A 26,520-nucleotide genomic window follows, 5' to 3' on the forward strand; every position below is an offset into this window, starting at 1 on the left:
TCCGAGCGCCAGGTCCCTCCTGTGAGTAACATCTCGCTTCTTGCGTAAGCATCGGGCTTGTTGCACAAACGGGTTAGTCGCCGGCGCCGACAACTGAGACCTCGCTCATCTTTCTTCCGCGCAATGGAAAGCGCGTTCAAGGTCCGGGCCTGCTTCGCCCGCAAAAGTCGGTGTGGAAAACGGGAGTGGGGCTGAACTCTCTCAATTGCCGCCGGTTGGCAGCGCCTGAAGTTGCACCTCTGGCCCAAAGCGCTGCACACTCGGAAACATGACATCACCGTATTACATGTATGTCGATCCTTCCAACGACGTGCTCGCGACGACCACCTTTGCCGGCGAGCGCGCTTCCTGGATCGACGGCGCGGTCATGCGGGTCATCTGGAAGCGAAAATAAGCCTCGCGCCTTCTGCTATCAGGCGAAGAATTTCAATGTGCCGTAGCATGCCGGGCAGGCGCGGCTGCTCGATCCGTTCGACCAGCAACCTGAGACCCACGGCGCCGCATTCGGCGCCTTCCATGGGCACGGTGGTCAGCGGCGGTGAAATCTGAGTCGCCGGGGAGAAGTCCCCGAAGCCGACCACCGAGACATCTTCAGGGATACCGTAGCCAGGGCCGAAAACCTCAGTGACAACAGTCAGGGCAAGGCCGTCATGAGCACAGAAATATTGCCGCACCCGAAAATCGCTCGCCGCTTGCCCGCTCGCAGGAAGAACCCACCAACATCGAACGCGGTGCTCCCGCGATTCCAAATGCCGGGCAATGAAGTTTTGGAGTAAGCGACCTTGAGAACAGCGATCTCTTGCTTGATATGATGCGTGATGATTGATGCGCGATGAGGCGGATATGAGAACAACCCTGGCAATCGACGACGATGTCCTGATCGCCGCAAAGGCAATGGCAGCCCAGCAGCACCGGAGCGTGGGCGAGGTCATTTCCGAGTTGGCGAGACGTTCTCTGCGCCGACCGCGCAGCAGCGGCGAACGCAATGGAATTCCTCTCCTGTCGCCTCGGCCGGATGCGCGTCCGGTGACGCTCGAAATCATCAACGCCTTGCGTGACGAACTGCCGTGACTTTCCTGCTCGATGTCAATGTGCTGATTGCCTTAACCGATCCGGGCCATGTAGCCCATGACGATGCGCACGAATGGTTCGCGGCGACGCGTCAGACCGCCTGGGCTACCTGCCCCACCACCGAAAATGGCGTCATCCGGACTTGTCGGCAGCTCCAAATATCCCAATTCTCCCGGTTCCCCGTCACTCGTGATTGAGATCGTCAGCAAATTGCGGTCGCTCCCCGGTCATAATTTTTGGCCGGACGATGTGAGTCTTGTCGGGTCAGGCGATATTGCCCCCACGAAAATCCTAACTTCGGGGCAGGTAACTGACACCTACCTGCTTGCGCTCGCCAAGGCGCGTGGGAGCAAGTTGGCGACGTTCGATCGCAAGCTCTCAGCAGCGGCGGTCACAAGGGGCAATTCCGCCTTGCACCTGATCACCGCAAATAGGTCGTGAGTTCCGTCGATACATTAACCCAGCAGAACGTAGATCGGTGGCGCAGGCCAGGTCCCACCGCGATCACCGCGACTACTATTGCCGAAGAAAGCAGACGCCCCCGCTGTGACGCCCCAAAGTGTCGACACCGCAGCCGATTGTCGTCAGTTGAAGTTTGTCGTTGACGGCGCGTCTGCGCGGCGCCAGGCCAACGCGCGAAGCGATTGTTAGCCAACGCAGCGCAGATCCCCATCCGCACCTCATTCTTCTGACCATGTTCCAAGCTGAAGGACAGCCATCAGCTCGAACAGGATAGTGTTGCACGAGCAGAGTATGGAGCCATATATAATACAAGGGACGCAGGGGTCAGGCGCGACTATTGTTTCAAGGACGCCGCCTTTCCTTTCGACAGCAGCGCGAGCAATTTGGGTTTCGCCCGGCACAACGTCCCGCGTGACGACAAACGTCAAGGCGACCGGAAAAGTCTCATTCGGAAGGACGATCCGACGAATGATATCGGCGGCAATGACGTCGTGCTCGTGCTCGTCTGGGTAATCGTCGGCACCTGATCGCCGACCTGAAGCTTGGCTTGCTGATTGTAGCTCACCATCAGGTTGGGCGAGGAAATGACCTTGACGTTTGTGACGCTGGAGAGCGCACGTAGTGCGGCTTGCGCATCGCCTGCGAGATGCGTCCAGTTGAATCCGGGGAACGTCGCCGCCACCGCGCCCGAGGCAAGATCGAGGAGATAATCCGGACGGACGTCGTAGAAGAACTCGACCGCGCGCTCATTGTAGGAAATGACCTTCGGATAGCAGACCGGCAGGTCGACGCAATCGTAAGAATAGTCGACCCGGTTGCCGTTGACGTCGACGACCGATGTCGCCAAAAAGCGGTAGTTGAGCGCGGCATTGGGATGCGGTCCGGCGGGCGCGCCGGGCAGCTGGCCAACGGCGGTGAACGTCGTCACCGTGCCGTCGCGGCCGGTCACCATCCAGGCGGTGCCGTCGAAATGGATCTTCAGGTGGTTCTCGACCTCGGAGACCCAGTTGCCGCCGGCCTTGCAAGAGGTGCCCGGACTGGCGGTTCCGGCGCCGCATTTGGCGAGCGGTTCGCCGTTCAAGAGGTAAACGTCCTCGGCCACATACTGCGGCACCCCGAGCTGGTAGCCGGCGCGCTCGATGACCGGCACGCCCGACAGCCCCCATTGGTAACCGAGATAGCCCTGATAGTCGCCGCCGGTCCTGGTCTTACGACTGGAATTGTAGTTCAGCTCGAGCTTCGGCTCGAGGTCGCGGAAGGCCGGCAGCGCGATCGGATAGCTATAGGAAAAGGCACCGTTGTTGGTGACGTCCATCCGTGACGCCACCCCCCCGGCCGGCCGGCCGCCGGCTTGGTTGCGGCGATGACATGCGTTTCCGTCGGGGCGCTCGTCGCCGCTGCCGCCGCCAGCCCGATCGTCGGGGCATCTGCGGCGTCGGCCTCGACCGTCTTCTCATTCGACAGATCCGGCTGATCCGGTTGCGGCTGATGTTCCGGCAGTTCCGCCGCCGGCTCCCAGATCGCGCTGTCAACGCCGGCGTCGCTGAGATCGCCATCCGTCGCCAAGCCGGGCGAAGGTAATGCGTGGCATCGGCAAGGGCACGGAGCAACTCGGGCCGGTGATCGTTCTTACATGCTTCAATGTCTGTGGCTGTCTGGACAGCAGGTATTCGTCCTGACGGCTATGGGCCTCTTCGAGTGTGTTCCACGTAGTACGTTATTTTGCTTGCGAGTCTTGCGAGCCGCAGTTCCAATGTGATACATTCTGTAAGACAGAGGTGTCACACGATGTCAAACACAAGTTTCGCTACATTGCCAAGCACGCGGGTAGATCCCGATGTGCGAGAGCAATTCCTAAGGGCAGCAGAACAAAACCACCAAACGCCAAGTGAGGCGATGCGTGAGGCTGCACTGCAATATATTCGCAAGGCCCGCCAAAAAGAAATGGCTCGACAGGCAGCAAACATCAGGGCGAACAAGGAAGACGAAGAAGATGTGATGCGTTGGATCGAAGCCCATAGCATCGGGATTAGCGATGACGATTAAGCGCGGCGCGATCTACACCATGGCGGCAAAGGGCGCATACACGGGTAAGCCTAGGCCTGCCATCGTCATACAAAATGAAGAAATTCCTTTGGATAGCGTTGTCGTCATCCCGACAACTACTCAGTGGGTTGATGCGCCTTGGTTTCGCATCGAGATTGATCCAACTGCCGAGAACGGACTTGCCGAGCGTACCTACGCTATGTCGGACAAGATCGTAACTATCCCCAAATCCAATCTAGGTAAGAAAATCGGCCAACTCGATCAGGACCGCATGAACAACCTAGAGGACGCCATTCGCGAAGTGATCGGGCTTAAATAGGATCGAACAGCATGTTGCTGTCTACTGCCCGAGCCGGAGACCAATTCTGTTCTCCGGGTATTTCTTTATCGACGGTATGATTCGTACGGCTGCAATATCCGATATGGACAACGCACTTCATTGGCCCTGTCGGATGGCGCGAACGTCGACCTCTGCCGGACTATGAACACCATAGTCCGCTTCTTCGGTCTCATTCGAGCAGCTGACCGAGCATAAGCACCGTGGACAAGCAGAACGAATTCCCCTGCCGCCGCTAGAGCATGGGCACGCTTCTTATCGGTCGTCTCTCGTACATGGCACCGCAGAAAAGATGTTGAAGGGAGAAGACAGCCAGCTTTCGATCGAAGAGATTATTGCCGGCGACACGGCAAGGGTGATCAGGCACTTCCGACACCAGGGCCGGCCAGGAAGCTGCCCCGCCCGAGGCGGCAAACGAGCAATCGCAGCAAGGTGCAGAACAGCCCGAACAGGAATCAGGCCGTTCTCTGGAAAGCCTGTTCAATCAGTTATTTAGATAAAGAAGCTCGCTTAGAGAGGCAGAAGCCTTACGCTGCGTCGAGACAAAGCTTTCTCGACTAAATGCGTCCGGGCAAGCCGCACGTCGTAATACCGCAACGTGGTATGCTTCTCCACAATGAGCGCCGCGCGTTCTTTTGAGCTCGCGGGGCTGCGGCATGAATCCCTAAAGGATTTCATGCCACCAGACTGACAAAGAGCGTACCAGGCGCAGGCGCTTCAGCGCCGCAGCCAGTTCGCGCGCAGCTTGACCGGTTAACAGGGCAGCCGCAGGAGGTTTAGCATAGCGCCGCCCGAAGGGCGGAAACCGGGACCGACTGCCCCCGGCAAGCTGCTCCGGTCGGGAGTCCCCGCCCTCCCCTCGCCTCCCCTAAGAACCGCGTATTCGGGCGTTTGCGAAGATTGCTCTTGAGAAAATGGCATCGAAGTTGTACTAAATTTGCGAATTTAGTACAACTCGCCAACTACTATTCCCAGTCCAAAAAGTCGATTATTGAGGGACAGAGTTGTACTAAAAATTCAGATTTAGTACAACCGACCGACATGAAACAGATCGATCTCATATATCGCACCATGACCGCGGAACTCGGTCAACGGCTGCTCGATGCCAGCTTCTCGGCCGACTTCCCGGTTGAGGGCCGCTTTGTCAGGGTAAACAACAAGGGGCGCAAATACTGGTATTTCGACCAACCAGGAGAGGACGAGGGGTATCGGCAGAAACGCCGCTATGTCGGCCCTGCTGACGATCCCGAAATCAACAAGCGGGTCGAGGATTTCCGCGCGATCAAAGACGATGCCAAGGGTCGTCGTAAGCTCGTCACCACCCTTGTCCGCGAAGCTGGCCTACCAGCTCCCGAACCGTTTTCCGGCGATGTCGTCGAGGCGCTGGCCCACGCTGGCATTTTCCGGTTGCGAGCCTGCCTCGTGGGGACCGTCGCATTCTCGACCTATGCGGGCCACCTTGGCGTCCGTCTTCCTGCCGCCTCAATGATGACGAGTGATGCTGATTTCGCCCAGGACTACGCGATCTCGGCCGAAATAGGTGATTCTCTTCCACCTATTCTCGAGATACTGCAGGGCGTCGATCCGACCTTCCGGCCGATCCCGCATCGCTCTGGGTCGCCTCGATCAACGGCGTTCAAAAACCGGGCGGGCTACAAAGTCGAATTTCTGACCGGGAATAGGGGTAGTGATGACTATCTCGACAAACCGGCCGACATGCCCGCCCTGGGTGGTGCGAGTGCTGATCCACTGCGGTTCATGGATTTCCTGATCTATGAGCCTGTGCGAGCCGTCCTCCTGCACAAAAGCGGAATCTCCGTGATCGTCCCGGCTCCGGAGCGCTACGCGGTTCATAAACTGATCGTGGCATCGCGCCGCGTGGTCGACACGATTGGAGCGGCGAAGCGAGAGAAGGACTTGAGGCAGGCGATCTTGCTGTTCGACGCGCTCAATGCTTCCAATCGTCTCGATGACCTGTCGGACGCTCTCAAAGAGGCATGGGAGAGGGGAGAGGCTTGGCGCCATGCCATCCAGGCCGGCATGGGATACATGCCGCGAAAGGAAAAGGCCGCAACAGCCGCCCTTTTCCGTGAACTTGGGATCAATCACGACATCCAATAAAACTCAATCCGAGAGAGACCTGCGCTCACTTACGAGGGTGCAGGGCGTGCTCGCGGATCCTTTGCACCAAAATCTTTGGTCCGAAGGACACCTACCCCGCCACATCCGCTTCCGTCCTGTCGGCTAAAGGCGCCCTTTGAATGACAGGCGACACCAAGAATAGCTCCATGTCTAGGCTGGACGTCTTTGCAAGAAACTAGCTGCTGCAGCGCACCCGATTATCGGCTGAGCTCGAGCCCCAACGGAACATTTGCAAACGGGCACCTTCTGGAAAACCATAGCGAATCAGCCGCTTTTGAATGACGGAGGACACATGAGGCGCTTCTTTCTAGGTCTTCTGGCGCTCAGTGCGCTGGCTGTCGCTTCCATCGTCATCTTGCTAAACCTCGTTTCAAACGCGGAGGTCCGACGCCACGCCGAGATACAGCTTCTCGACTCCGCAAAGAGAGCCGCGAGTTTTTAGGCGCGTAGGGCTGCGGCATGGATCCTTAAAGGATTTCATGCCGCCAACGTGACAAAGAGCGTACCAGGCGCAGGCGCTTCAGCGCCGCAGCCAGTTCGCGCGCAGCTTGACCGGTTAAAAGGGCAGCCGCAGGAGGTTTAGCATAGCGCCGCCCGAAGGGCGGAAACCGGGACCGACTGCCCCCGGCAAGCTGCTCCACTCAAAAAACTCTACGCCTGCTGCCGTGCCCTCTTCTACTCGCCCTGCTTCCAGCAAGATCTGCAATTCCGAGAAGAATCGACCGAAATCGATGGATCGAAAGGCCCGCCGAAGCGACCAGTCTCGACGCAGAAAATTGGTTCTTGCCACCGCGACCTCGAGTGACAGTGGCCGACAACCGCTCTTCAAGACAAGACGCATCGCTTCCTGATGGGAACGCTTTTTCTCGGTCGCCTCCGACCAACAGGATCGGCACGGACTTTCGCGCATGTCAAATGCGCGAAAGTCCGACAACCGGTAACTCACTCGGCGAGAAAGGGTAACTCTCCCGAATTTTCCTTGTATTTCTGGAACGTAACTCCATAAATACAAGCGTAATTGAGCATCGCATTACCGCTGAACTGAACCAACTCCTCGACAGTAGCCCCGCCGTCGCGCTTATCGGTCCTCGCCAGGTCGGCAAAACGACACTTGCACTCGCCGTAGCCCAGCAGTGTTCCTCAATCTATCTCGACCTGGAAGCCGACAGTGACCGAGCCAAACTCGCCGAGGCGGAGCTTTATCTCACCCAGCATAGCGACGAGCTCATTATCCTGGATGAAGTTCATCGCATGCCGAACCTCTTCCAGAACCTTCGCGGGCTGATCGACAGAGGACGCCGAAACGGAAGAGGAGCTGGGCATTTCCTGCTCCCCGGATCTGCCTCGATCGATCTTCCAAAACAGTCGGGCGAGACCCTTGCGGGGCGCATCGCCTATCTGGAGATGCAGCCAATAAACGGGCTCGAAGTGTCTGCCGATGATCTGAACACCTTGTGGGTCCGCGGGGGATTTCTGGACAGTTTCCTTGCCGCAAACGACCGCGCAAGCCAGCGCTGGCGGCTGGATTTTATTCGTACCTACCTCCGCGCGATATCGCGCTTTTTTTGACCCAGGTGTTGGGGACTGGCGGTTCGGGTTCGATGAGGTGAGCGGTACGATCAGCATCAACATTTCCCGCCGGCACGGAGGGTTAACCGCAACCAGCAGTGCAGCGGGAACCCGTTCTACCTTCGGTTAGTAGTTCGGAGCGATGCAGAGGGCGCTGCACCCGATTATCGGCTGAGCTCGAGCTCCAACGGAGCATTTGCAAATGGGCACCTTCTGGAAAACCATAGCGAATCAGCCGCTTTTGAATGACGGAGGACACATGAGGCGCTTCTTTCTAGGTCTTCTGGCGCTCAGTGCGCTGGTTGTCGCTTCCATCGTCGTCTTGCCAAGCCTCGTTTCAAGCGACTGGATTCGCGGGGAACTCGGCAGGCAGCTATCTGCCGCGACGGGCAGTTCAATTTCGGTCAATGGTCCTGTCAGGCTTTCTGCCTTCCCCCATCTCGCAGTTTTAGCAGAAGATGTCGTGCTCTCCGCGGAAACGCAGGGCATCAAAGCCGAGTTCGGGGAGGTTTCTGGCTCTGTGACGCTGTCCTCCCTTTGGTCGGATCGCCTGCACATAAAAGAGATAAAGGTGGATCGACCGGTCATCGTGCTGAGTGAAGGCGCGGGGCGCGCTTCTACGACACAGGCTGGTGGCGACGATCGGGCCGCACAAAGCGATCCACTTGCGGCCCTTGCCACGTTCCTCGAACGAAGCGCGATCGATTCAATCTCGATCGCCAGCGGCACGCTGATACGCAAAGACGCAGCCGGTTCCGAGCAGACCGTGACCGATGTCGACCTTGCGCTGTCAGTACCGAGCATCGATGATGAACTATCTCTTTCAGCCAGCGCCCGATTGGAGGAGCGGCGTTACGAGACCACCCTCACCGTCTCCTCTTTGCGGTCACTGCTTCAGCGTCGGCCAGCCGACATGACCGTGTCTTTCCGAGCAGATCCCGTGCCAGCATCCGGTTTCTCGGAGTTCGAGGCAGTCGGGCAAGTCGCGCTCAACGCCAATGGCAGCTATCAGATCCGCGGCGGCAAATTACATTCCGGCGAACATGCGTTCGGCCTGGACGCGCTCTTCATACCAGGCAAGCGTCCCCGGATTCTCGCTGACCTCGATACAGATCGTTTGGATTTGAGCCCATTTGTCGAGGCCACGTCCGGTTCTTCGCAATCGAAGGCAGGGTCGGCAGACCCCGCCTTCCCCGCAAGCCTGCAATTTCTGGCTGATTTCGACAGCGACATGAGCGTTCACGTTGGCACTATGACCGTGGATGACGTCTCGGCCTCCGACGTCTCGGTGGTGGCGAAGCTCAAGGACGGAGAGCTTTCTGCACGGCTCGAGCACTTGGGTATTGATGCGGGGAGCATTGCCGCCAACATCAAAACCGATGTTCGCGACGACGAGCCGACCTTCCAGGGGCATATATCGAGCAACGGGCTCGACATCGGCAAACTGGCATCATTGATCGGGCAAACGGTCCCACTGTCCGGTGCGCTGACGATAGATACCGCCTTTGCCTTTCGCGGCCTTAGCGAAGGTGCGCTCAGAGAAACACTCAATCTGACTGGCAATATTGGCATGCGCGACGCGACATTTGTGGCGCCGAATATGGCCGATGAAAACATGCGTGAGGTGAAGGCAAAGAAGCTCGCAATCAGGATCGAGGATCTCGCAAAGCCGGTGCACCTGTCGGGCAGCCTCGTATGGCGAGATAAGCCCATCGCCATCGAACTGAAGATGCCCGTCCGGGATCTGCTTCTGAACAAAAGTCCCGGGACGGCTGACATCCCCCTCAAGCTTCAGATGCGCATGGCGGACGCATCGTTGGCCATCGACGGCAAGGCTGCGCTTCCGGGTCAGTATGTTGGAAAGCTCGATTTCTCAACGGCGGATCTCGATGCGTTCCTTGCCTGGCTTGGCCGGAGCGGGGCGGAAAGCGTCGGCCCGCTTTCGTTCAAAGGTGACGTCAGCGCTAGCCCAACAGGCGTTTCGTTTAAGCGCGCCATCCTGTCGGTCAACGGCGTGCAAGGGAGCGGGAACGGGTCTGTCCAGTTCACGATGCCTCTGAAGATATCCAGCGCACTCAGTTTCGAGGAGCTGGATTTGGCGCGCCTTTCCGGCGCGCACTCGCCCGCTCCTGAAGCGACAGCGAAACATGCGAAACGTGACAAAACAAGCCCCGATGTTCCGCTGGATTTCTCGGCCCTCCAATCGATCGAGGCATCGATCAAGGTGAACGCGAAAAAACTTGGATACGGTCGCGTCTTCGCCGGACCGGTTGCAACGAGCCTCATCGTCTCCGATGGGATCGCAAGCCTCGCCCTTCCCGAAAGTCCGTTTTACGGCGGCCAGGTTGCTGCAAGCCTGAAGGCCGATGGCTCCCAAGCGGAACCTTCGATCGCCTTGCAGGCGTCCATTTCAGAAGCCTCGGCCGTGCCCCTTCTGACCGACATGGCAGGCTTCAAACATCTTGAGGGTGCATTGCAGGCGAAATTCGACATTGCGGGCGCGGGCAGGACGACCAAGGCGCTCGCAAACTCGCTTCACGGGACTGCAAATGTCCGCTTTTCCGATGGCGCCATTCGCGGCGTCGACATTGCCGAGGTCTACAACAATCTCGTCGGCCTGATGTCGTCGGGTTTCAAACAGAACGAGAACAACGCGACTGCGTTCACTGAACTGGGTGCGTCCTTTGCCATTGAGAATGGTGTCGCGCAAACCGACGATATCAAGCTTGTCGGCCCGTTGGTCCGCATGACCGGGAACGGCGCGGCCAATCTGGCGGAGAGCTACCTGAAATTTCGTCTCGAGCCCCGGGTCGTCGCTTCGCTCAAAGGACAGGGAGCCGAGATATCGACAGATGGCATCGGTGTCCCGGTCGTCATCGAGGGGAGCTTTGCCAACCCGCGGATATATCCTGATCTCTCCGGATTATTGAAGGATCCTGGCGCCGCTTTGGCGACACTGAAGAAAATCGGACTGCCAACCGACAAGCTGCGGATCGACGACCTCCTCGCCAAAGGTGCAAAGAGCGGATCGGTCAAAGACCTCGTCCGCGGCACCGCAGAAAAGATGCTGAAAGGAGAAGATAACGAGCTTTCCATCGAAGAGATTATTGCCGGCGGTGCGGCAAACGGCGACCAGGCACTTCCGACACAAGAGACCGGCCAGGAACCTGCGCCGCCCGAGGCGGCAAATGAGCAGCCGCAGCAAAATGCGGAACAGCCGGACCAGGAATCGGGCGGATCTCTGGAAAGCCTGTTCAATCAGATATTTAGATAAAGAATCTCGCCTTGAGAGGCAGAAGCCTAACGCTGCGTCGAGATACAGCTTTCTCGACAAATTGCGTCCGGCCAAGCCGCACCTAGTGATACCGCAACGTGGTATGCTTCTCCGGAATGAGGGCCGCGCGTCTTTTCAGCCCGCAGGGCCGCGGCATGCATCCTTAAAGGATTTCATGCAGCCAAACTGACAAAGAGCGTACCAGGCGCAGGCGCTTCAGCGCCGCAGCCAGTTCGCGCGCAGCTTGACCGGTTAAAAGGGCAGCCGCAGGAGGTTTAGCATGCGCCCGAGGGCGGAAACCGGGACCGACTGCCCCCGGCAAGCTGCTCCGCTCGAAAACTCTGCGCCTCCTGACCTGCCCTCTTCTCTCCTCCCTCTCGGGACTGCGATCGCCCAATCGAAAGCATTGTTGAGCCGCGTGTGGCCCCCTTGGCCGCAAAGGAGGTCGCTGCCGAAAACCCATGAACTCCGGCAGTAGACGGCGAGTCATCTTTGTCCTATCCGTTGGACATGAGATCGAGCCTCGAACATCTGCCGGAGAAAAAGCAGCGCGAGCTTGCCCGTGTCGTGGAGATCATTCACGAGGAGTTCGCCGATGCGCTCGAGGGAAGTTCAGCGGGCTTCAAGAAGCGCGGGCGGATCCTGAAGATCATCCTGTTCGGCTCCTATGCTCGCGGCACCTTCGTCGACGAGCCGCATACGATGAAAGGCTATCGCTCCGACTACGATATTCTCGTCATCGTCAATTCGAAGAAGCTTGCCGAACCGCAATACTGGGACAAGGCGACCGACCGGCTGATGTGGGACAAGGGCGTCTCGACGCCGGTTGGTCTCATCGTGCATGGCGCTCGCGAGGTGAACAACTTCCTGGCCGACGGACAGTATTTCTTCGTCGACATCCTTCGCGAGGGCATCGTGCTCTACGAGCTCGACGACCGGCCGCTGGCGGAACCAAAACGGCTCTCTCCTGCCAACGCGCTTAGAGTTGCGAGGGGACATTTTGAAAGGCAGAGCCAGAGTGCAGCGCGATTCATTGAGCTTGCGCGCGTTGCCGTCTCCAGCAACTGGGGAAATCACGCCGCTTTTCTCCTTCACCAATCCGTCGAGACGGGCTACTCCTGCCTTTTGTTAACGCTGACGAATTACAGCCCGCCTTCGCACAACCTCAAATTCCTGCGCGGTCTTGCCGAGGATCATAGTCACAGACTCGTCGAGGCGTGGCCTCGCGACCAGCATCGCTATATCGCGTGGTACAACATTCTTAACGAGGCCTATGTGAAGGCCCGCTACTCGAAGCACTTCGAGATCACTGAGGAAGCGCTCGCTTGGCTTCTCGAGCGGACGGTGCGTCTCCACCGCCTCGTCGAGGCGATCTGCAGCGAGCGGCTGGCGGAATTGGAGCGTGCGGGGAGCAACGGCGCAAAATGGTTCTCTCCAAACGAAGACGCTTACTGATTTGGTCGTCGGTCGGTACGGGTCTCGCTCGCTGAATGGAGGCTGGCCGAGAAACGGTCGGACGTGTACATAGCGGTGGGTTTTCTTGGATTGGGCGCCGATGGCGGTGACTGGGCGACAGAGAGAGACAGCGGAAGCAGCGGAAGGGTGCGTAGGCCCTGCTCGGGGAACCGAGCAGGGGCTGACTTTTGCCGTCAACATCACCGAATGGAAAAGGGCCCTTCTCAAGCAGTATTTCCCCGACAGGCATTTCCATTTCCTGCCAAAGAACCTGAGCGAACGTGATTTCGAGCGTCTTTGGAAGCCTCGAATTCTTGCCGCACAGGCCGCCGAACTCTTCGTTTGGGGCCCGGAACTGCCTGCCGTACTGGCCGCGCTCGCGACGGTGCGAAGCATTCCCGTTTGGTTCGTTGAGGACGGCTTTCTTCGTTCCGCGCGCCCGAGCGCCAGCCGCACCCCGCCGCTCTCGCTGGCGCTCGACAGCCGCACGCCCTATTTCGACTGCCGCAAGGCATCCGATCTCGAAGAACTGCTGAGCACCTACGATTTCGAGGCGGATCGGCCGCTGATGGCGCGGGCGCGGGCCGGCATTGATCTCCTCATCGAAAGCGGCATCAGCAAATATAACGGCGCGCGGCCGCAAACCGCCGAGACGGTCTATGGCGAAAAGACGAAGAAGCGCGTGCTCGTCATCGGCCAGGTGGAAGACGACGCCTCTATCCGCTACGGCTGTCCCGTCCCGATGACCAACAACGACCTCGTGCAGCTCGCGGCGACGGAACAGCCGGAGGCGCAGATTCTCTATAAGCCGCACCCGGACGTCTTGAGCCGCGTACGCCCGGCGAAATCCGACCCGGCCGAAGTCGCGCATCTCTGCGAGATGGTGACCAAAAGGCTTCCGCTCGCCGAGGCTCTGCGAACGGTCGACCACGTCTACACGGTCACCTCGCTCGCCGGCTTCGAGGCGCTCATGCGCGGCATCAGGGTCACGACGGGGGGGTCCCCCTTCTATTCCGGCTGGGGCCTGACGGATGACCGGCAGCCGAACCCGCGCCGCGGCCGGAGCCTCAGCCTGGAGGCGCTTTTCGCGGGCGCCTATCTCCTCTATCCTCGCTACTTCGATCCCGAAACCGGAGCGCACACGTCATTCGAAGCGACCGTCGCCACCATCAGAAGGCAACTCGAGGAGCCGGAGGCGCTGTCTCCTCCGCGGCCGGCATGGCGCGCGTGGGGTCCCTACGGCCTCCTCGGCTGGCGCCACCTCCTGACCGCCGCCGTGGCGCCGACGATCCGGCGCGCGGGCAATGACCGCGATGTCGAAGATTTCCGGGCCGATCCCATCCGCTTCTTTCGCGGCCTCTCCGATCGGAAGCTCCGGATCATCGGCCGTATCCTCTATCCGTTCGGGTGACTGACGTGAGCCTTCTCTCCATACATATGCGTGTCGTAGCCGCCCTTCTCGTCCGGGAAATGGCGACGCGCTTCGGCTCGAAGCCCGGCGGCTACATCTGGGCGCTCCTCGACCCGGCAGCGCATATCTTCCTGATGACGCTGATTTTCCGGGCGATCGCCCGCACGCCGGCGCTCGGCACTAGCTTCGCGCTCTTCTTCGCCACCGGCTACATCGCCTTCCAGTTCTACCAGGCCATGACGAGTTACCTGAACAGCGCGGTCCGCGCCAACAAGGCGCTGCTCAGCTATCCGAACGTCGCGCCGATCGATACGATCGTCGCGCGCTTCATCCTTCAGGTCTGCACCACGACGCTGGTCGCCGTCATCGTGCTCGGCACCATTGTCGCGACCATGCGAGTGGATACCAATCTCCATTGGCCTGCGATCCTGGAAGCGGGGGCGATGGCATGCCTTTTCGGCCTTGGCGTGGCGATGATCAATGCAGTGCTCTTCCTCAAATATCCGCTCTACGAGCAGGTGTTCGGCATCGTCAACCGGCCGCTCTTCCTGATCTCCGGTGTCTTCTTCCTGCCCGATTCGATTCCGGCGCCCTATCGCGATCTCGTGCTCGTCAACCCGCTCGTCCACATCATCATGGGCTTCCGCCAGGGCTTCTATCCGGAATATCGCGCCGTCGGCCTCGACATGAATTACCTTTACGGAATCGCATTTCTGACATTGTTTGTCGGAATGCTTGTGTTCACCCTTTCCCGAAAGACGCTGAGAAACGAATGATCCGGTTCGAGCAGGCGACGAAATACGCCCGCACCAAGGGCATCAAGAAGCCGATCATCGAGGACGCCTCCTTGACCCTCAACCGGGGCAAAAGCGTCGGCCTGCTCGGCCGCAACGGCGCCGGCAAATCGACGCTGCTCAGGCTGATCGCCGGCGCGATCAAACTCGACCGCGGCCGAATCATCCGTCGCGGCAAGATCTCCTGGCCGCTGGGCTTCGCGGGCAGTTTCCAGGGTTCGATGACGGGCGAACAGAACGTGCGATTCGTCGCCCGCATCTACGGCGTCGATACCGAGGCGCTGATCGCCTATGTCGAGGATTTCGCCGAGCTCGGCCCCTTCTTCCGGGCCCCGGTCGGCACCTATTCCTCCGGCATGAAGGCGCGGCTTGCCTTCGGCTTGAGCATGGGCGTCAACTTCGACTATTATCTCGTCGACGAAATCACCGCCGTTGGTGACTCAAATTTTAAGAAAAAGTGCCAAGCTGTCTTCGAGACCAAGCTCCAGGATTCCGACGTGATCATGGTCTCGCACAGCACCGGTACGATCCGCGACTATTGCGACTGCGGCGTCGTGCTGGAAAACGGCAAGCTGACTTATTATGAAGATGTCGAAGACGCGATCCGCGCGCACGACAGAAATATGAGGGGAAATTAAATGGCTGTCAGCAAGGACGCGGCGGCGAACAGGTTCGGAACTGCTCACGCCGAGAAGGATGATGCGACCGCCAAGGGGGATGCCAAGAGCAAGGGCATTGCCATTCTTGAAGGGCTGCTCGGGCGAGAGAGTGCGTCTGTTATCCCCCTGCGGGAGCGGCAAGACAAGTTCGAGCCGGTTGAAAAGCAGGATTGGAGGCCCGCCTGGCTGAGGAAGCTGCGCCTGCGCCACACGATCATAGGCGCCTCCTTCCTTGGGCTCGTCGCCCTGCCCGCCACGCTCGCGTCGCTTTACATGGCCTTCATCGCCGCCGACCAGTATCACAGCACGACATCTTTCGCCGTGCGCAGCATCGAGGGCGGCGTTTCGACCGATATCCTCGGCATGTTCACCCAGGCCTCCGGCGGCAGCACCGTATCGGACAGCTATATCCTCATGGATTACATCCTGAGCGAACGCATGGCCGCGGACGCCGACCGCAGGTTCAAGCTGGAGAACATATACGCTACCCGTGGAGTCGACTATTTCTATGGCATCGGCTCCGACCTGCCGATCGAGGACAAGCTCGCCTATTGGCGCGACATGGTTAGCGTCAACTTTGACCATGCGTCCGGCATCATGCAGGTGACGGTCAAGGCCTTCGACCCCAAGCAGTCGCAGGAAATCGCGCAATTCATCGTCGACCAGAGCGACAATCTCGTGAATAGCCTCTCGCTTTCCGCGCGCAACGACGTGCTGAGGGCCGCGCAGGACGAGGTTCTGGCGGGCGAGGCGCGGCTTTCAAAGGCGCGCGCGGCGCTCCGCGTTTACCGCGACAAATCACAGGAGATCAGCCCGGAGGAAGGGGCGAAGCTCGCCGTGCAACTGATCGGCGGCCTGGAGGAAGAACTGACGAAGCTCAATGCCGACCTTGCCGCGGCCAAGAGCCAGATGAGCGAGGGCACGCCGCGCATCCGCGTTTTGAAAACGCGCATTGAGAGCCTGGAACAACAAATCGCCGTCGAGCGCCAGCGCCTCGGCACGGGCGAAAGAAAGACCGCAGCGGACGATCCCAATGCCCCCGACGTCGCCGGCCGTATCGCCGAGTTCGAGGAACTGGAGACCGAGCGCGAGTTCGCCGAGCGCGCCTATACGGCGGCGCTGGGTTCTCTCGAAAAGGCGCGCATCGAGGCAAACAACCGCCAGCGCTACCTCGCCCTCTTCATCGAGCCGACGCTCTCCGAACTGGCGCAATATCCGAGCCGGTTGCTGAATGCGTTGCTTGTGACGCTTGGGCTGCTCTTTGCCTGGGGGATTGGCGTGATGAGCTATTACAATATCCGGGATCGGGCATAGCTCTTCAGCCGAGGAGCGCCCCCCGGTGTGCCCGTACCCCTTCGGTCTCCTCTCAGCGAGAGATTACGGCTGCACGCCGTGGCTCGTGCTTCATACGGTGTAAGGTCAGCGAATGAGCGTATGTGACGTTAGCGTGGTCATTCCGACCTACAACCGAACATCATTGTTGCGACGAGCACTTAATTCGGTCGCTCAGCAAACCCATCTCCCCGCTGAGGTAATTATTGTTGACGATTGTTCTGAATCCGCAGTTCTTGAAGATGTAAAATCAATCATCTTAGATTTTTCGCCACGCATTAATATCAGACTTATTGTCAACAACAGAAATAGCGGCGCAAATCACGCAAGAAACAAGGGGATTTTCGCGGCCACCAATCGATATATAGCTTTTCTCGACAGTGATGATCTATGGTTTCCGGAGAAACTTGAGAGACAACTCGAAGAGATCGGTAAAGCCGAGGCCATGAGCAATAAACCCGTCCTATCCGCGACCGGCCGTTATCGCGTCGATGATCAGGGCGAAATCATTGCAAGACAATTCGGCGGACACGTACTGAATAGTGAGAAGATCAGAAGATCGAACTTCATCGGAACACTGAGTTCAGTCGTGGTGGAAGCCGCTGTCGCTCGCCAGGTCCGAGGGTTCAATGAAGCGCTACCTGCCTCTCAGGATTGGGATTTCTTCATCAGACTATCTGAACACGTACAATATGTTGGCGTGGCCGAACCGCTTTGCGTTTACGTGGACCATAGCCGCGAACGAATAACGTTGGATTACCGGAAAAAGCTTCGGGGCCACACTTCGATATATAAGACGCACGTCGGCCCGGTAATGACGGCTACGAACGCAATTAGAACTGAGCTCCTTCGAAATATTGCCGAGGACTACCAGGAACTCGGAAACAAATACAAGACGGCTTCCTTCTATGCAGGCGCACTCGCCTCCGGTATTCGGGTAAGTAGATCCGTACAGCGTTTGATTGCATGCGCGCTGGATGCTTATTTTCGCGTCTTTTCTCCGCCCCCTCTAAGGCTGCGCCGCTATCAGAGATATCGCCGCTCGATGGACAAACTTCTAAAAGATGAAACGACCCGGGCAATCATCACCAGGGACCGTAGCGTGATCCAACGGCTCATGGCATAGCTTCCGGGCGATCTCATTGGCTTAACGGAATTTGCCTTGACCGGCCGATCTCGTCCGTTAAGTATGCCCCGCCGTCATCAAAGAGGAACGATTTGAGTGCAGGAATTCAGGAACGCTAAACATATCGCTCTCGTTATCCGCCAATTGGGAGGGAGAAGCGGCGGCGCAGAGCGGATCTACTGCGAACTTGCAAATATTCTTATAGACAGCGGCTATCGCGTGACGTGTCTGCACTTCGACACCAAGGATACGCCGCCATTTTACCCGATCAACCCGAAGGCGGAGCTGATCAATCTTTACGGCAAGGCAAAGACGAAAAAGCAGCGGAGGGCGGTAATAGCTCAACGCCTTCCGTTTGTAACTGCTGAAGTCAAGAATCAGGCGCAATGGGATGAGAGGAACGACTTCTTCCTGTCTCAGCTTCGCGACTATTTCCAACTAGTCAAACCAGCTCTGGCGATAAGCCTTATGCCACCGGCGAATACCGTGACGCTTCTTGCTGCCGCCGGAACCGACGTGAAGATTGTTGCAACGAACCATAACGTGCCCAAAGAAGACTATGAATCACCGTATCGCTGGGACCCCAACCCGATTGATCGAGGACTCCGTCTCAAGGCTCTGGATAACGCCGCAGCTATTCACGTTCTTTTTCCGAGTTTCAGTGAGTGGTTCCCCCCGCATCTTCGAACACGAGTGATTGCGATCCCTAATTATATCTCGCAAGAATTTGCCAACCAACAACCAAAAGAGCAGAGAGATAGGCTGATTCTTGCTGTCGGTAGGCTTGCTGAGGTCAAGAACTATATCGCCCTCATTCGCGCCTGGGCTACGCTCGCTAATGAATTCCCGAAATGGAAGGTGATCATATACGGGACCGGGCCACAGCTCCGTGATCTAAAAGCGGAGATAATGCAGCGTGGAGTTGAAAATAGCGTGAGACTTGCTGGCCATCGCAGCGACTTGGGAGGCGAGTATGCGAGAGCTGCAATATTCTGCCATCCCGCTCATTTCGAAGGATTCGGCCTCTCCCCTGCTGAAGCACTTTCGATGGGCGTCCCAGTAGTTTCTTATGCCGATTGCCCAGGCGTTAATCAGTTCGTGAAAGATGGCTTCAACGGCATCGCTGTGCAACGGAGCGAGGAAAACGGCCTCGCAAAAGCGTTGCGTCGCTTGATGGCTGATCAACATTATCGAGAAGGCCTCAGCAAAAACGCGCCTGAGAGTGTGAGTGAATTCACACTTGAGCGATATCGGCAGAACTGGATCGGGCTGATTGAAAAACTCACGGTGGGGGCTAACTAATGGCCACTTTGGATATTCTGATCCCGCATTTTAACGATCCTGAGGCCTTGGCACTCAGTCTCCGTTCCGTTCGTCGGCAGACTTGGCAGGGGGACCTTCGAGTTGTAGTGGCGGACGACGGGTCACGTCCAGATATCAAGAAGGCCGTGTCTGCGATGGCGGAGCACTCAGAGATAAAAATAGACGTGCTCTTTAACCCGGTTAATCGAGGGCGGCCATACACTAGAAACGTTCTCTTGGACGCTATTGACAGTGACTATGTCGCCTGGCTGGACGCGGGTGACGAATGGTATCCCAAGAAGCTTGCGGAGCAATTCGACCGCGTTGAACTTGTTGAGTCCTCGCATATGGGCACGCCCTTTTGGGTGACGTGCAATTATGATTGGGCATGGGTGGGCCGAAGAAAGAAAAAGATCGTCCAGAAGACTGATCAAGATCAGGCCAAAGCTCTTCTTATCGGTTCTTCCCTGAGGGCTTACCTGTGGACTCTTCTAGGTCCAGCCCAATCGTTTAAAGACGTTGGATGGTTCGATGAGAGGCTACCAAGGCTTCAAGACCTGGATTATTTCATCCGATTTGTGTTGCATGGCGGTTCGATTAAGAACGTCAGGGAGGATGGCACGTTCTGCGTTTACCATAAGTCGGACGTCGGTCGAGATGCAGAGGAAATCCGGGCCTGCAACACCTATATCTTCGACAAGCATCGGGTGCTGTTCAATCGATACGGAGATAGCTTTAAGGCAATGCGCCTCTACAACATGGAGATGCTTGCTGCACGGTTTGCGCAAAATAACCGGAGCGGAAAGCTGGCACGGCAATACATGTGGCGGGCTTTTAAAGCCAGGCCGCGAGCCTTTCTGAATCACGTACGGAAAAACGGGCTTAAAGCGTGACGTCCGAGGACTTCAACTCTGGAGAGTACTGGCAGCATCGCTATCAGAAAGGAAGAGACTCTGGCGACGGTTCGTATGGGCGACTGGCGGAGTACAAAGCGAACTTCCTCAATGAATTCATTGCAGCCAATAATATCCTGTCGATAATCGAATTTGGCTGTGGAGACGGTGCTCAGCTGGATTTGGCGCGATATCCGCGGTATATCGGCGTCGATATTGCTCCGGCTGCGATAGAAATCTGTCAGCGCTCTTTCGTGGATGACTATACAAAGTGTTTCGTTGGCTACAATCTTCTTCAGGATTTGCCTCCGCAAGAAGTCTCTCTATCTCTAGACGTCATCTTTCACCTAGTGGAGGATAGCGTATTTGAGAAATACATAAGAGATCTCTTTAATTGGGCGTCCCGTTACGTCATCATCTATAGTAGCGATCGAGACGAAATTCCTCTTTCACCGCATGTTCGCCATCGCCGGTTCACTCATTGGATCGAGGAGAACATTGTGGGTTGGAAATTACTCAAGCACGAACTCAACCCCTATCCTCAGGATGAACGCCACCCGGAAGACACGAGTTTCGCAGATTTTTATATCTACGCGCGAGTTTAGCCACCAATAATACCCAGATAGAACTAGGACAGAACCGCGTAAGGTTTTTCCAAAAATAGAAGGTGACGGAGGAAATGGGCGATACAATTCGCGAAGTGCTGGAAAATAAAATTCCTACAGATACCGCCGCTCAGGTCGACGTATTCAAAATGATCGATCTCAATAAGGATCAATTCAAAGATCGCATCACGGTCCTCGACCTTGGAGCCGGAACAGGCGCGTCATACGAGCGACTTAAGCGTCACATCCCGAACATTCAGTACATGGGGCTTGACATCGAAAGCTCGCCCGAGGTCGACAGTCGGACTAGAGAGGACCTGCAATTCAAGGTCTATGATGGCAGGAAGATGCCTTTCGAGAGCGGTCAGTTCGACGTCGTGTTCTGCAAGCAGGTGCTGGAACACGTTCGCTATCCGGATGAGGTAATTGCTGAGGTCGCCCGTGTTATAAAGAAAGGCGGTATATTCGTCGGCTCGGTTTCGCAATTAGAGCCCTATCATAGCCATAGCATCTTTAACTGGACAGCGTACGGAATTGTCCAGGTGCTTGAGTCTCATGGTCTAGTGGTCCGCCAACTTCGTCCTGGTATAGACGGAATTACGCTGACGATGCGTAGAATAATCAGCCGCGAAAAGTTCAACGAATTTTTTGGATTTGAAAGTATTTTCAATCATTTTATTGATGGAAATCTAAGAAAATCGACTGTATGGGAAAGAAACTTTAACAAGCTTCTTATTGCGGGCCATATCGCTTGGATCGCGTTCAAGGAATAGGGCGGATAGTCTATCCACCCGTCTTGCGCAACGCGTTTGCAAACAACTTGTCTCCTCGCCAAGGAGTGATATTCACGACTACGAATCGTGTTTGGAGGACCAATCCATGGCTATCGCCGACTTGATACTCGAAGTGGAGGCGCTAAAGCGAGCCAGCCGGGATATCGACGTAAAGATCGGACTGCTTGTTGGTTGGCAAAGGAAAGTAGAGTACACAAGAGAGAATGGGGAAGCGTCGAGAAATGTAATTTGGTTCTTACATGGGGAGCGCGCGGCACGTCTTCCGCGTTTCACGGAAACGATCGACTCAGCACTGCAGCTTGTGGATTTGGTGGCACCGCATTCGAGCGGTGGCGTTAGCTGGTCAGTTGGGCCAGATGGATCGTATGGAACAGCAGTGATAAATGACGGACCTTATTGCCAGGCTGCTACTCCGGCGCTCGCGTTGTGCCTTGCCGCGTTAAAAATCAAAGAGGCGGAAAGCGACGACTAATTTAGCTGACTCCCAGTTCGCACAGGCAAATATCCGATTATCTCCTTTCGGTACCGTGGCCAAACCTGATTACAGGAAGAGCGTCGCGTTGAAGATTCAGCCGCCCGATGACTGTCTCCAATTGCGCGGCGACGCCCGTTTCTGGGTCGAAATATCGGGAATTCAGTAAGAAACTCGCCGCGAAGATTTCGCGCGCGTTAACCTTTCTCGTTCTCCTCTCAGATTTCTGCCTGTCATCCGTGACCCCCCAGCCGGCATAGAAAGGCAGGCCATAGCACGTCACCGGAATGCCACGCAACAGTGCCTCAAAGCCCATCAGCGAGGTGATGGTGTAAACGTGATCGACCCCCTCCAGCGCAGCAGCGGGGGCAATGTCCTCCTCCAGAATGTCGCATATGTCCGCAACTTCGGCGGGGTTCGACACGCCGGCGCGGGTGCCATGCAGCACCTCCGGGTGCGGCTTGTAGATGATCTGCGTATCCGGATTTTCGGCGACCGCCAACCGGACGAGATCGTTGTTGGTGACGGGACGGTCGCAGCCGAAAGCGATCGCAGCATCGATCTCGACCTGGCCGATCACCAGCACCCGCCGTTTCGTCTTCGGCCCCAACAGAGTGTCGAGATCGATGCGTTTTCCGAGATTGTATTTGCTGACGCGCAGGTCGAGCAGCATACGGATGCACTTTTCTGCGCGCTCGATCAGTGCCTTGTCCGCCGCAAAATCATAGGTCTGCAGCGTCTGCTCCAGATCCGACTGATTTCGGGCGTCATAATGCATTGTCCGCGAATCGATGATCAGCGAAGCGGGCGGCGACCTGTGCGCGCCAAGCGACACGGAGCGGACGAAACCATCCTCGACATGGAAGAACGGGATGCCGAAACGCCGGCAGAAGCGCTTCAGGAACGGCGGATACTTAAAGCCCCAGACGTAGACCTCGGCATTCCAGTGGAAAAGCAGGCGAAGCGGCCAACCCTTGAGCAGCATCAGCCACGCCTTTCGGCTCACGATCTTGCAGTCGCGGTCGGGGAACCAGCGCGGAATATAGGCTTTCCACGGGCCGAAGCCGAAGAAGATCGCAGTCGGACGCGACATGCTAAAGCCGGTCCTCGCGAATCTCGCGCATCGAGGTCGTCAGCAGCATCAGCCCCAGCACGATACACACGACCGCGAATTCGATGACGTAGCCCTTGTCCAGCCCGTCGGCGCGGTATTCGGTGTAGATGGCGCTGCGGAACCACATGATGATGTGCACTAGCGGATTGTAGAGGAGGGTATCCCGGAACGGCTCCGGTAGTGTATCCGGCAGGAAGAAGACGCCGGACACCATGAACATCGGGCGGTTGATGATGCCGAAGATCTGCTCGTAGATCGGCATGCGGGCGAACATCACAATGTTCACGGTGCCGATGCCGAGGCCGAGTACGGCGGCGGCGCTCACCGCTTCCATCATGCCGGCAAAGTTCATCGGCTGACTGACGCCACCGAACTCGATGATGGCGACGAGGATAAGGATGCTCACCAGCGCATCGGTCATGAACTGCAGGATGAAGCGAGAGACGATCGCATCGAAGGGCGAGACGACGGGATAGGAGAGCAACGCCTTGTTCGCCTTCATCGTGCCGGCCATGAAGGAGCACATGCGCTGATAGAAGGTGAACGGTAGATAGCCGCTCGCGAAGAACAGCGGAAAGCTCAGGCCCAGCGCCGGCGTGCGGGCAAAGGCTTGGAAGATGATGGTCATCATCGCCACATGGGCGACCGGATCGAAAACCGCCCAGAGATAGCCGCCCGGCTTCGAGCCGTAGCGCGTCGCCATTTCGCGCACGATGAGCGCGGCCGTCACTCTCAGATGCTGTTCGATTAGCTTCACGTCTCGCCTCGCGTCGATGATGATGCGCGAATTTTGTTTAAGCCGGCATATTCCACAAACGGCGCTTCCTGGCAAATCTTTGGCAGGCACGAAAGCCACGGGTGATGATGTGGACCCGGCTGCCAAGGCCAGACAGGATGATCACGGCTGTACAAGCCAACGGCGATGAGCGGCGGCTTCACTGCAGCGCCGCGCGTCTCTTGAGAGGCGTAAAGGATCCTGTGTCGCATTGAATTGCTTCATGTCTTCCCCCTAAATCAGCTACGATTTGGGGAAACATGCAGTAACCGCCGGCGCTTCACCGAACCGGGTAATTCCGCTTAGAGGACGAAGTAACCCTTCTGCATGGCAACGGCATCGTCGAGGTGAATGGCAAAATCCGCCTTCTTGTCGCCGGTGACGTCGCCATAGATATAGGTGTCGGACGCCGCCCGGTCGTAGCGCAGCTCGCCTTTGCCGCCGGAAAAAGCGGCTGTTCCAACGAAAACAAATGCCTGGTTGCCCGTCACCGTCGTGTTGGCGTCGATCGCCGAAAGATCGATCCTGTCGGCCTCTGAGGGCAGGAAGTCGTAGATCGTATCACGGCTGGTCGAGGCGAAGGTGCTCTCTGAGAGCCTCTTGAACACGAACGAATCGGCCCCCGTCCCGCCGCTCAAGTGGTCTGCTCCGGGACCTCCCAGTATCCGATCATTTCCGTTGCCGCCGCGGATCTTATCCCTGGCGAGCCCACCGTACAGTGCATCATTGCCGGAATCGCCGTTCAGCACGTCGCTGCCGTCGTTGCCCCAAAGCATGTTGGCCGCCTGGTTGCCGGTGATCGTGTCTGAGGCAGAGCCTCCATTGACGTTTTCGATCAGGGAGCGCGTGTCGCCATGGTAAAGCAGGGCATTGAAGATATTGCCGCGCGCGAAGCCGTCGTTCGGGCCGCCGCCGAGATAGGCGAGTTGGTCGGCGCTGAAGGTCGAGGCCTGGCCGGGGCGCAAGTCGACCTTGAGCCCGGTCTTGTAGGCCGAAAGGTCGTAGGTGTCGTTGCCGCCGCCGTCCCAGACAGTCGCGAAAATCCGGTTGGCGCCCGGGGCGATGGCGGTCGCGCCGTTGACCAGCGTCACGCCGCTTCCCGGTGTCCATTTGTAGACGGTATTGCCGCTGTTGGTCGTGAAGTCGGCGCCGTACATCTCCTGCAGCGCGGCAATGTCGGCCATCATGAAGGTCTGCGGAGCACCGTAGCGCTCGTACCAGTAGGCATTGCCGGAGCCGATGAAGCCGCTGTAGGTCATGACCGAAAATTCGATCGAATTGTATTGCGCGGGCAGCGCGCCGAAGTCGTCGGGATCATGCCCGTGCGAGAGGCCGAGTGCGTGACCGAGCTCGTGCAGCATCGTATGCCAGGCGTAGTTTCCGGCAACGGGCGTGCGGTAGTCGTTGACGGTGCCGGCATAAGCTGTGCCGAACCAGACGTCGCCGGCTTCGGCATTGGTACCCGGGTAATAGGCGTAGGCCGTCTTCGGCACGCTTGACTGCGCGACCCGAACCGACGCGGTGCTGGCGCTGCCAAGCGCGAAGCTCGCGTTGGTGAACCCTTCGACCGAGAAGCCGTCATTGGCGGCGGAGCCGAAGGATTGCTCCAGGGCGAAAAGCGCGGCGTTTTGCTGCGCGGCCGACACGGCGGCAAAGCCGTTGTTCTTTTCCCCGCTGTAGCTGTAGCTGCCGGCGGCTGTGGGAAAGGCATAGGTGATCGTGCCGTTCCAGGCCACATTCGAGAGCACCCCATCAATCAGGCTGTTCCCGGTTGGCTTCACAATTTTGATGGATTTGCCCGTTCCGCTCATGCAAATTCCCGATCTTGACGCGATGGCGCTGGGCGCCTGGAAGCTCGCGTCCGGGACAATAGCCGCCGCGAGATACGATTCTCATAAGCCGATCGTTAAAATTGGAGACATTTTTGTGGCCATGCGCGGATTAATGAAATCGGTCGGTTTCGCCATCCTCGTGATGGGCCTGTCGACTTCTATGCAGGGCGCAACGAAAGCAGGCGGGGTAGAGATGCAGAAACCTCCGGATCGTGGTTGTCGGTTGACGGAGCGACACCTTTGCCGCGCTTGTCGGGCCGATCGACCGATGCAGCATGAGATCTTGGTTCGCGCTGAGACGCTCCCATGTGCCACTCAGGCGATCAAGCCGCGGGCACAACCGAACAGAATAACCAGGGTGTTGAGGTTCAATCCCCTTTTCAGGCGGGCGCTTTCGCGAAACCTTCTCTTCTTCCGTTTCGTTGGCCCATCCCCGATGTGCAGCACCCGGACATGTCTCTCCTACACCTCAATCCAAGCAGGTCCGTTGCCCCATGTGGAGCTTCCTCGCTCAGGTAAGCGCTGGTGACGTCGAACTGGCCCGAATGCGTCCGCCACTGACCGTTAAATTTCGCGACGCAATCGCGGAGCGGATCCTGGTACCTCGCCGTCTCGTCGATCAGCGCGGATCGCATGCGTGAGAGTACTAAAATCTAATTAAGCAAGAGATAAACCAAGACAGACGGCGTTTGCTCATTGCCTGGCGCTCTCCCCCCTGTGGCCACGGGCGTTCATGCGGCCGGTTCCCGTCAGTGGTTGAGCTGGCCGCTCCTCGTTCGGACATCCTTGGCGGAGGCGGTTGTCGTGTCTTTGCCCGTGTAGCGGCGGTGCGCTCTGCCCGCATCCAGGAGCATCTTGCCCTCACGGGCGACAGCTCGCCGACTGCGCCATAGCGGATGCCTGCGCCCCCTTAAAAAAGGCCGCCTTGACCATTTTCGATCAAGGCGGCCAGATGGCCCCACTGGGAGGTGAACTTAAAACTCCACGCTCAACCTTTTCGAGTTCGGCGAAGAACGCTCTGCATTCTTTCTCCGAAAATATGGTCCCTTTCCGGA

Annotated in this window: 20 protein-coding genes and 4 pseudogenes; 19 read left to right on the top strand and 5 right to left on the bottom strand. The window is 57.7% G+C overall.

The features are described 5' to 3' along the window. Window positions 1-280 precede the first annotated feature (280 nt). Window positions 281-391, top strand: a pseudogene (locus QA637_RS25880) (ThuA domain-containing protein); the annotation flags it as partial. Here QA637_RS25880 and QA637_RS31060 read toward each other — a convergent pair. Then, window positions 375-677, bottom strand: a pseudogene (locus QA637_RS31060) (substrate-binding domain-containing protein); the annotation flags it as partial. The pseudogenes QA637_RS25880 and QA637_RS31060 sit on opposite strands and share 17 nt — an antisense overlap. A gap of 166 nt (window positions 678-843) precedes the next feature. Here QA637_RS31060 and QA637_RS25890 point away from each other — a divergent pair. Both QA637_RS25890 and QA637_RS25895 read left to right on the top strand, forming a co-directional pair. Further along, window positions 844-1,071: a CopG family transcriptional regulator gene (locus tag QA637_RS25890; protein ID WP_283065589.1), complete on the top strand. Its 228-nt coding sequence runs from the start codon at window positions 844-846 to the stop codon at window positions 1,069-1,071. After that, window positions 1,068-1,512 (top strand): annotated as a pseudogene (locus QA637_RS25895) (TA system VapC family ribonuclease toxin). The gene QA637_RS25890 and the pseudogene QA637_RS25895 overlap by 4 nt, the downstream one beginning before the upstream one ends. Window positions 1,513-1,957: 445 nt before the next feature. Here QA637_RS25895 and QA637_RS25900 read toward each other — a convergent pair. Then, entirely contained in the window at window positions 1,958-2,848 is an 891-nt protein-coding gene (locus QA637_RS25900) for a SpvB/TcaC N-terminal domain-containing protein (protein WP_283065591.1), read from the bottom strand. A 473-nt stretch (window positions 2,849-3,321) separates the two neighbouring features. Here QA637_RS25900 and QA637_RS25905 point away from each other — a divergent pair, with 473 nt between their 5' ends. The 16 genes and pseudogenes from QA637_RS25905 to QA637_RS25980 all read left to right on the top strand — a co-directional run bounded on the left by QA637_RS25905 (window position 3,322) and on the right by QA637_RS25980 (window position 21,744). After that, window positions 3,322-3,579 carry a hypothetical protein gene (locus tag QA637_RS25905; protein ID WP_153437819.1) on the top strand — a complete coding sequence of 86 codons (258 nt, stop codon included), beginning with the start codon at window positions 3,322-3,324 and terminating at the stop codon, window positions 3,577-3,579. Then, a complete protein-coding gene (locus QA637_RS25910) occupies window positions 3,569-3,898 on the top strand; it encodes a type II toxin-antitoxin system PemK/MazF family toxin (protein ID WP_283065592.1) in 330 nt (109 codons plus the stop codon). The genes QA637_RS25905 and QA637_RS25910 overlap by 11 nt, the downstream gene beginning before the upstream one ends. 1,059 nt (window positions 3,899-4,957) lie before the next feature. Continuing rightward, window positions 4,958-6,037, top strand: coding sequence for a nucleotidyltransferase family protein (locus QA637_RS25915; protein WP_283067354.1), 1,080 nt, complete (start codon window positions 4,958-4,960; stop codon window positions 6,035-6,037). Window positions 6,038-7,060: 1,023 nt separating this feature from the next. Continuing rightward, window positions 7,061-7,603: pseudogene (locus QA637_RS25920) on the top strand (ATP-binding protein); the annotation flags it as partial. Window positions 7,604-7,886: 283 nt separating this feature from the next. Next, window positions 7,887-10,901 (top strand): AsmA family protein, encoded by a 3,015-nt coding sequence (locus QA637_RS25925; protein ID WP_283065593.1) that lies wholly within the window; start codon window positions 7,887-7,889, stop codon window positions 10,899-10,901. 510 nt (window positions 10,902-11,411) lie between these two features. Continuing rightward, window positions 11,412-12,356, top strand: coding sequence for a nucleotidyltransferase and HEPN domain-containing protein (locus tag QA637_RS25930; RefSeq protein ID WP_283067356.1), 945 nt, complete (start codon window positions 11,412-11,414; stop codon window positions 12,354-12,356). Between the two features lie 100 nt (window positions 12,357-12,456). After that, entirely contained in the window at window positions 12,457-13,767 is a 1,311-nt protein-coding gene (locus QA637_RS25935; protein ID WP_283065594.1) for a capsular polysaccharide export protein, LipB/KpsS family, read from the top strand. Window positions 13,768-13,793: 26 nt separating this feature from the next. Continuing rightward, window positions 13,794-14,543 (top strand): ABC transporter permease, encoded by a 750-nt coding sequence (locus tag QA637_RS25940; protein WP_283067357.1) that lies wholly within the window; start codon window positions 13,794-13,796, stop codon window positions 14,541-14,543. Further along, a complete protein-coding gene (locus QA637_RS25945; protein ID WP_283065596.1) occupies window positions 14,540-15,199 on the top strand; it encodes an ABC transporter ATP-binding protein in 660 nt (219 codons plus the stop codon). The genes QA637_RS25940 and QA637_RS25945 overlap by 4 nt, the downstream gene beginning before the upstream one ends. Beyond that, a complete protein-coding gene (locus QA637_RS25950) occupies window positions 15,200-16,534 on the top strand; it encodes a KpsE/RkpR family capsule polysaccharide export protein (RefSeq protein WP_283065598.1) in 1,335 nt (444 codons plus the stop codon). A 133-nt stretch (window positions 16,535-16,667) separates the two neighbouring features. After that, window positions 16,668-17,678: a glycosyltransferase family 2 protein gene (locus QA637_RS25955; protein ID WP_283065600.1), complete on the top strand. Its 1,011-nt coding sequence runs from the start codon at window positions 16,668-16,670 to the stop codon at window positions 17,676-17,678. A gap of 96 nt (window positions 17,679-17,774) precedes the next feature. Continuing rightward, window positions 17,775-18,980, top strand: coding sequence for a glycosyltransferase (locus QA637_RS25960; RefSeq protein WP_283065602.1), 1,206 nt, complete (start codon window positions 17,775-17,777; stop codon window positions 18,978-18,980). Next, window positions 18,980-19,873: a glycosyltransferase family 2 protein gene (locus tag QA637_RS25965; protein ID WP_283065604.1), complete on the top strand. Its 894-nt coding sequence runs from the start codon at window positions 18,980-18,982 to the stop codon at window positions 19,871-19,873. The genes QA637_RS25960 and QA637_RS25965 overlap by 1 nt, the downstream gene beginning before the upstream one ends. Continuing rightward, window positions 19,870-20,478 (top strand): class I SAM-dependent methyltransferase, encoded by a 609-nt coding sequence (locus QA637_RS25970; RefSeq protein ID WP_283065606.1) that lies wholly within the window; start codon window positions 19,870-19,872, stop codon window positions 20,476-20,478. Before QA637_RS25965 ends, QA637_RS25970 begins: the two co-directional genes overlap by 4 nt. Before the next feature lie 74 nt (window positions 20,479-20,552). After that, complete coding sequence (locus tag QA637_RS25975) at window positions 20,553-21,251, top strand: class I SAM-dependent methyltransferase (protein WP_283065608.1); 699 nt, start codon at window positions 20,553-20,555, stop codon at window positions 21,249-21,251. Window positions 21,252-21,357: 106 nt separating this feature from the next. Beyond that, window positions 21,358-21,744: a hypothetical protein gene (locus QA637_RS25980; RefSeq protein WP_283065609.1), complete on the top strand. Its 387-nt coding sequence runs from the start codon at window positions 21,358-21,360 to the stop codon at window positions 21,742-21,744. 37 nt (window positions 21,745-21,781) lie between these two features. Here QA637_RS25980 and QA637_RS25985 read toward each other — a convergent pair whose 3' ends face one another. The 3 genes from QA637_RS25985 to QA637_RS25995 all read right to left on the bottom strand — a co-directional run bounded on the left by QA637_RS25985 (window position 21,782) and on the right by QA637_RS25995 (window position 25,444). Further along, complete coding sequence (locus tag QA637_RS25985) at window positions 21,782-22,837, bottom strand: capsular polysaccharide export protein, LipB/KpsS family (protein WP_283065610.1); 1,056 nt, start codon at window positions 22,835-22,837, stop codon at window positions 21,782-21,784. 1 nt (window position 22,838) lies between these two features. Next, a complete protein-coding gene (locus tag QA637_RS25990) occupies window positions 22,839-23,615 on the bottom strand; it encodes an ABC transporter permease (protein WP_283065611.1) in 777 nt (258 codons plus the stop codon). Between the two features lie 320 nt (window positions 23,616-23,935). Further along, on the bottom strand, window positions 23,936-25,444 hold the full coding sequence (locus tag QA637_RS25995; RefSeq protein ID WP_283065612.1) for a M10 family metallopeptidase: 1,509 nt from the start codon (window positions 25,442-25,444) through the stop codon (window positions 23,936-23,938). Between the last annotated feature and the right edge of the window lie 1,076 nt (window positions 25,445-26,520).

The sequence above is a fragment of the Sinorhizobium terangae genome (genome assembly GCF_029714365.1).
Taxonomy (GTDB): Bacteria; Pseudomonadota; Alphaproteobacteria; order Rhizobiales; family Rhizobiaceae; genus Sinorhizobium; species Sinorhizobium terangae.

Coding starts and splice junctions, on each gene's coding strand:
- QA637_RS25975 (WP_283065608.1), top strand. CDS start 20,553: ATGGGCGATACAATTCGCGAAGTGCTGGAAAATAAAATTCCTACAGAT.
- QA637_RS25890 (WP_283065589.1), top strand. CDS start 844: ATGAGAACAACCCTGGCAATCGACGACGATGTCCTGATCGCCGCAAAG.
- QA637_RS25935 (WP_283065594.1), top strand. CDS start 12,457: ATGGCGGTGACTGGGCGACAGAGAGAGACAGCGGAAGCAGCGGAAGGG.
- QA637_RS25985 (WP_283065610.1), bottom strand. CDS start 22,837: ATGTCGCGTCCGACTGCGATCTTCTTCGGCTTCGGCCCGTGGAAAGCC.
- QA637_RS25915 (WP_283067354.1), top strand. CDS start 4,958: ATGAAACAGATCGATCTCATATATCGCACCATGACCGCGGAACTCGGT.
- QA637_RS25950 (WP_283065598.1), top strand. CDS start 15,200: ATGGCTGTCAGCAAGGACGCGGCGGCGAACAGGTTCGGAACTGCTCAC.
- QA637_RS25980 (WP_283065609.1), top strand. CDS start 21,358: ATGGCTATCGCCGACTTGATACTCGAAGTGGAGGCGCTAAAGCGAGCC.
- QA637_RS25910 (WP_283065592.1), top strand. CDS start 3,569: ATGACGATTAAGCGCGGCGCGATCTACACCATGGCGGCAAAGGGCGCA.
- QA637_RS25945 (WP_283065596.1), top strand. CDS start 14,540: ATGATCCGGTTCGAGCAGGCGACGAAATACGCCCGCACCAAGGGCATC.
- QA637_RS25905 (WP_153437819.1), top strand. CDS start 3,322: ATGTCAAACACAAGTTTCGCTACATTGCCAAGCACGCGGGTAGATCCC.
- QA637_RS25925 (WP_283065593.1), top strand. CDS start 7,887: ATGAGGCGCTTCTTTCTAGGTCTTCTGGCGCTCAGTGCGCTGGTTGTC.
- QA637_RS25900 (WP_283065591.1), bottom strand. CDS start 2,848: ATGGACGTCACCAACAACGGTGCCTTTTCCTATAGCTATCCGATCGCG.
- QA637_RS25995 (WP_283065612.1), bottom strand. CDS start 25,444: ATGAGCGGAACGGGCAAATCCATCAAAATTGTGAAGCCAACCGGGAAC.
- QA637_RS25965 (WP_283065604.1), top strand. CDS start 18,980: ATGGCCACTTTGGATATTCTGATCCCGCATTTTAACGATCCTGAGGCC.
- QA637_RS25940 (WP_283067357.1), top strand. CDS start 13,794: ATGCGTGTCGTAGCCGCCCTTCTCGTCCGGGAAATGGCGACGCGCTTC.
- QA637_RS25930 (WP_283067356.1), top strand. CDS start 11,412: ATGAGATCGAGCCTCGAACATCTGCCGGAGAAAAAGCAGCGCGAGCTT.